This is a genomic window from Salinivibrio sp. ML198 (assembly GCF_001996015.1).
Classification (GTDB): domain Bacteria; phylum Pseudomonadota; class Gammaproteobacteria; order Enterobacterales; family Vibrionaceae; genus Salinivibrio; species Salinivibrio siamensis.
On the sequence record NZ_MUEZ01000035.1, the window covers coordinates 1 to 6,306 of the forward strand.

Below are 6,306 nucleotides of genomic sequence, written 5' to 3' on the forward strand. Positions count from 1 at the left end.
GGTTAGCTTCTCGCTAACCCGTGACTATGCCGAACGTGAATACTGTGTGCAGCATCGAGAAAGCGACCTAGCCTTCTTCCACCGCTTAGCGGCAGAAGAAGGCTTGGTGTATCACCATGAGCACGATGCTAACACCCACACCCTGATAATAACCGATGCGCCCGACAGCTTGCCCCAGCTTGACAGTCCTGTGCCCTATAATGCTGTCAGTGGCGGTCGCACCGATACCCCGTATATCTATGGCCTGATACGCCATACCGCGGCGCAGCCTAGCCACACGGCGTTAAAAGACTACAGCTTTAAAAAGCCGCGTTACAGTTTTCAACAAGCGGCGCAAGCCGATGGCATTGATTACCAGCGCACCGACAGCTACGAGCACTTTGACTTCCCGGGCCGCTTTAAAGACGACGCCACTGGACAGGCGTTTAACCAAACCCGCCTCGAGTACTTACGCCGTGAAGCCGAACATGCCAACGGGCAAAGCAATGAACCGGCATTAAGAGCCGGCTATCGCTTTACCATCAGCGACCATCTGGATGAAAGCGTCAACCAAGCATGGCAAGTGGTGCGAGTGCATCACCAAGGCAGCCAACCGCAAGCACTGGAAGAAGAGGGCGGACAAGGGGCCACCACCTACAACAACCAGTTTATGCTTATCCCTGCCACCACTCCGTGGCGCGCAACCCCCACGCCCAAACCTCAAGTGGATGGCCCCATGATAGGCACCGTGGTGGGACCGGACGGCGAAGAAATTTTCTGTGATGAACACGGGCGAGTGAAAGTCCACTTCCCGTGGGACCGTTATTCCAACGGCGATGACAAAAGCAGCTGCTGGATACGAGTGGCGCAAGGCTGGGCAGGCAGCCAATACGGCATGATGGCGATTCCCCGCATTGGTCATGAAGTGATTGTGTCCTTCTTACACGGTGACCCTGACCAACCGATTATCACCGGCCGCACGTATCACGCGACCAATGTACCGCCTTATACTTTACCGGCACACAAAACCAAGACGGTTTGGCGCAGCGAGAGTCATCAAGGTGAGGGCTATAACGAGCTGACGTTCGAAGACCAATCGGGCAGTGAGCAAGTGTATTTACACGCGCAAAAAGACTGGCACACCGAGGTCGAAAACGACCGGGTGACTGAGATAGGTCATGACAACCACCATCAAGTACACAACGACCAATTTCATCGTGTGATGGGCAATGCGCATCATACCGTGGAGGGAGAGAGTCGCCAGTACACTCAACAAGACCAAACCCTGATTGTCGACGGCTCGCTGCATGTCAAAGCTGGCCAAGTATGGGTGAATGACGCCAGTAACGAAATTCACATCAAAGCCGGTCAAAAAGCAGTGATTGAGGCGGGAAGTAGCATCACCGTCAAAGCCGGCGGCAGTTTTGTCAGCATTGATGGCGGCGGTGTCCACCTTGTGGGCCCTGCGATTAACCTCAACTCAGGCGGCAGCCCTGGTGCAGGCAGTGGCTATGCCGGCAAAGTCGCCGCCCTGCCATTTGGGGTGGAGTCGCCAGAGAGTCCCGATCCTTTACCCCTGCAGCTTTCACCTGCGACCTTAAAAGTGGCATCGGTGGCAAACCTTCCTGTGCTGAAATTGTGTCAACGACAATTCGATGGTTCATGCCCTCGTCAAGATTGTCCGTGTTTGCAGGAAGAGGGATAAGTGTATGGCAACGCATTATTGGCTTCTCGTTGATGCAGTAAGGATCAGTGATGCCGCGCAACTGATTCAAGAACACTTTAGTGTCCAGCAAATTCTGCCCCTATATGCAGGCACTCCCTTTGATTATCTGCTTGAGCAAAGCCCTTATTTGGTGAATATGGGAGCGGATATCGCTAACGTCGAGACATGGCGCACACTGTCTTATTTTGATACCAGCTCGGTAATATTTGCAGTGGATGACAAAACCTGTGCAGATGACTTTATTGCGCACTTACAAGCGATGTTGAAGATAGAAGTTGCTGGCCAAGTTTTATGTTTGCGCTTTCAAAGCCAACGACTTTGGGATGCCGTTTTAGCACACGCCAATACAGACGATATCGTGCAATGCTTGGGGCCTAGCAAAGGGGTGTTTTGGTTTAACTCAGACGATGTGCCTGTGTGCCTATACAAGCCAAATCCATTCACGCCCGTGGAGGGCGAACAACAAGATTCTGTTTTTAAGCAGTGGGTGTGACATGAAAGAATACAAAATAACGAAAGGTGACTGCTTAAGTCTTATTGCTGAAAAGTTTGACGTCTCCGAAGAGGATCTTCTCAAGCTGAACAGTACGCAAATCAAAGATCCCGACTTTATCTATGCTGGAGATACGTTAAAGATAGAGCTGCCGGAACCTGCCGATACGGAGGCCTCTCGCGAATCATTTAAAAAGGCACCAGAAGCGCCTGCTACGGAACAAGAGTGTCAAATCGCTGATTTTGTCGACATCTTATATGTGCCAGCGCATCCTAAGACGGGTGAAAAATGCTGGTACGCAGTGACACAAGAGGCCAAGGACCTTATCGAAGAAGAAAAAGTCCTAATGCAGGACGCCGTTGTTGAAGGCGACTACAGCACCACATTGGCAAATATCAATCAGCTTGGCATCATGTCTAAGTTTGCCACACGCCCTCATGAAGCGTTTATGGATGAGGAAGACAAGGAACTCTATACCACCCTTCTGCCACTGCGTTTAGTGGTACAAACAAAAGCCTATTATAAATCTGCGGATCCTCAGGGGTTTCTAACCCAGGCACTTGAGGAGCTTGACTTAGCGTTTGATGATATTGTTCAGCAAGAGACTCGACGAGAAAATGCTGAAAGAAATGCACTGTATTATGGCGGTAAGTTTCAATCTCTTGCACCTCAAGACAGAAGTGGCAACGCAAATTTTGACAAATTGGTCGAAGAGCGTGTCCGTACTTTTATATTGAATGCCATTGACGAACGTATTACCGAGCTGGAAGAGGAAGCGGAAAGAAATGCTGGCAACATTAATTCAGATGATGGGACTAAGTTTGTATTTAGCGAAGACCACCAATACTTCACATCACGAAGAGAAGAGCGGATTAAAAGAGCGTGTAACCTTATTTACGACTATATCGATGGTCTGGATCTGGCTAAAAGGCCACACCAAGCGGCGATACGTGAGCTTAACGAGCTAGCGAAAGATGGTTTTCTTCCCGGTTTCAAGCTACTCAACCAAGAAGGTATTGTTTTTAAAGAGCAATGTTTGACGTTGGAGCAACTAGAGGGAGATGTCGGTGTTGCGGCGGGACCTCAAGTATTACGCAACCGCGGAGACGACTGGCGGACATCACCAGAACCAATTTCAATCGAGCAGACTGAGCTGATTGATAGCTTATACCAAGAGATAACAGGTAGCACTGAAATAAATGACAGCCTAAACATTGAAAGCCTTGTTAATGATGTCAATAAAGCCGCGTGGTCGTATTATCCAGCTAAGGCATTGATACACCTTATCGACATGACGATAACCAAACATCAAAATGCTTTGAATCAAATACTGGGTCAAAGCCAAGGCACACCGCTTGATAAGCTTTTTAATAAACTATTAACAATAAAGTTGATAGCACAAAAAAGAATAGAGCATTTAAAAATCTTGGCTAAACAAACGGCTCAAAAAGGCCCTAACCAGCTTCGATTCTTTTTTGCCGATGCTGAAAGGAAAGATCTGGCACCCGATCTTGTATTAGTGTGGGATAGAAAAGATCACCAGCCCAATAAAAAAGGTGTAAGTGCCTTTGTCAATGATGCGGGACTCAGCGATATTCAGCCAGTTGAGTGCAGTTTTTTATCCACAGGGCAAGTTTTTTACCTGCGTGGACCAGAGTGGTATATGCCTTACGATAAGTCAGATCCATTCTATACCAAAGCAGCTTGCCATGTTGATTTCATTACTGATCGTATTACGTTTGCATCTCCTCAGACAGGCGGGGGGAATATCGTTGGTGTAAATAGTGTCACTGATGCATTAAAAGAGTTAAGAAAAACAAGTGTCCAAGTGTGCATAGCCCCGTTAAAAACGCAATCTCAATTCGACACTGTGTTTTGGCAAGATAGTTACCACGCTCAAGAAGGCAATATCGAGGGTTTAAACGAGCCTGCTTATGCGGAAGATGCAGGAGCACAATTTCTTCGTTTTACAGCAAAGGGAGAATCAGCACTTAACCTTCCGTTATCAGGCTATTCAGACCTAATCAAAGATCCTCGCCAAGTGGGGGCGAGTGGCAATATTTCGGCTAAGTTGGCGCTTTTGCAAGGACAAATGAGTATTTGTCTGTGGTTACCAGAGGGTGAGCAAAACAATACCTTGGGTGAAAATGCATCAGCGTCATCAGCTAGGGGTCATGCGGTGACGCTTTTCTATACCGATGATAAGGGTGATGAGTACAGCTACGATGTTGGCGCGTTAATGGCACGTATAACCGGTTCAGTCTATGGGTTAGTTGGTGCGACGTGTCAGTTAGGGAGTAGCGTTACTGTCGGTCCTAGTGACATAGATAATGGGCTAGGGGTACGTGGTAGTACCGTTACCCTTTTCGACCCTAACGTCCATCGAGTTGAGAATATGACTGGTGCAACGCAACAAGACTTAGTGAATAGTCAGGTTGCAGCGGAGGCAGGTGTAACGGTAGATGCCTTTGTCGGAGTAGAAGTAGGCGGTGCCTTGGGGGCGGACGTTTTCTGGGTAGCACCTAATGCTCGAGTTCCTAAAACCTTAGGTACGATTAAGGGTGAATTTTCGGCCGCGTACGGCGCAGGCTTTCACAGTGAATTCCGTATTGCTTTCCAGGCCGGCGTCCTAGTGGTCATCGCATCTGCGCGCTTAGTAGTTGGAGGCGGGTGTAAGGGCACCTTGGGCATCGAATTAAATGCGATCAATAGTGATGACTTTATCGACTGTCTACTTGGCGTACTTAAGCAAAGTAACTTCCGCCGCTTATCTGTGTTTGGTGATGTAGATGAAAACGGCATAAATGATGATTTTAATACCCTTAACGACATCGCGACGATAGCTATTGGTTTGGGTCTATCTTTTTCTAAAGTACTACTCATGCCACCGAACCTGTGGGCATCGTACAAAAAGAATGTCATAAGCAAAGAATATGCTCCGTTCTTAGCCGAACAGTTAACAGAAAAAAAGAAGGCAGAGAAGGCGAAACCTTGGGTTATGAGTATTCCGCCTCAAACATTAGCTAATCTTTTGAATACGCTATTAAAAACGCAAACGGAAACGACCTCTTTACTTGAAACTATACTCGATACGTTGCTAGATAGAGAAACGGAGACCAGTGTAGAAGACAGCGCTGAGTTTTTAAATAGACGCCAAGCTCAAGCAATTTTAAATATTATGGAATGGTTGAGTAACGATACAACAAACCAAGATGAGCATGGGCCATGTGCGAGTCAGCGACAGTGGAAAGAAGCTTTGATTGAGATGGCCGACCTTCATGCAGGAGCTGATAAACCTCAGCAGTGGGAGGGGTTCAGAGAGAGCTGGTATAAAATAGCAAGGTTTATTCATAGAACTCTTTTGGTTGCTGGAACAGTTCAACAGAGTGATTTATTGAAAAAAGTTAGAAATGACTTCGATCAAGCTTCAAAAATTCTCTGTGGCAGAATGGTACTAACTAGTTACACAAACACGGTTGATACAAAACGACTCGAACCTGTCACTCATACAGAGTATCGTGCCTATGCGCGTTCAGTGGTGGCTAATGCTAGTAGACGAGGTGTAGAAATTGAGCTAACTAGCTATAAAAATGATGAAGATAACAAACATATCGCATTAGTACCCGAAAAAAATGAAAAAATAATTGATTGGAGCCTTAAAGATGTTGGTTTATAAAAATATTATAAAGATAGCTTTTCTGCTATTTGTAGTGATAGCTATCAGTGCTTGTAAGGAAAAAGAAAAGGCGATCAACCCGGAAGATGATATCCCTTTATTTAAGAGCTTTATTGAAAGGAACATCGATAAAGTAGCCGATGATCCTTATATATCCAGCACAGTTCGTCCTGAAAATGAAATGTATGATGTGTTGCTTGACCTACAACGAGGAACGCCGTGGAACAAAGAAGAAGAAGATAGGTTTAACCGCCTGATAGGAAGAGGGAATGCTCATGCAACGATTCTATATTCGCGATTAACATTGAATGATATCTCAGAAAAAAGTGTCGCAGTATCTCGTCTAGCGAAGCTAATGAGCGAGGGAAATCCTTATGCAGCTTATTGGCTTTCTAATAGAAGCTATCGCTGTCGAGCACACCTAGGCTCGAG

The 6,306-nt window shown here is 46.7% G+C and carries 3 protein-coding genes and 1 pseudogene; all 4 read left to right on the top strand.

The window, feature by feature from the left end:
- Nucleotides 1-1,684 (top strand): type VI secretion system Vgr family protein (locus BZG25_RS15460; RefSeq protein WP_108744034.1); only part of this gene is annotated, 1,684 nt, incomplete at its 5' end.
- 4 nt (nt 1,685-1,688) lie between these two features.
- On the top strand, nt 1,689-2,198 hold the full coding sequence (locus BZG25_RS15465; protein WP_158010050.1) for a DUF4123 domain-containing protein: 510 nt from the start codon (nt 1,689-1,691) through the stop codon (nt 2,196-2,198).
- Nucleotide 2,199: 1 nt separating this feature from the next.
- Nucleotides 2,200-5,874, top strand: coding sequence for a LysM domain-containing protein (locus BZG25_RS15470; RefSeq protein WP_158010051.1), 3,675 nt, complete (start codon nt 2,200-2,202; stop codon nt 5,872-5,874).
- Nucleotides 5,861-6,306: pseudogene (locus BZG25_RS15475) on the top strand (sel1 repeat family protein); the annotation flags it as partial. The gene BZG25_RS15470 and the pseudogene BZG25_RS15475, both read left to right, overlap by 14 nt.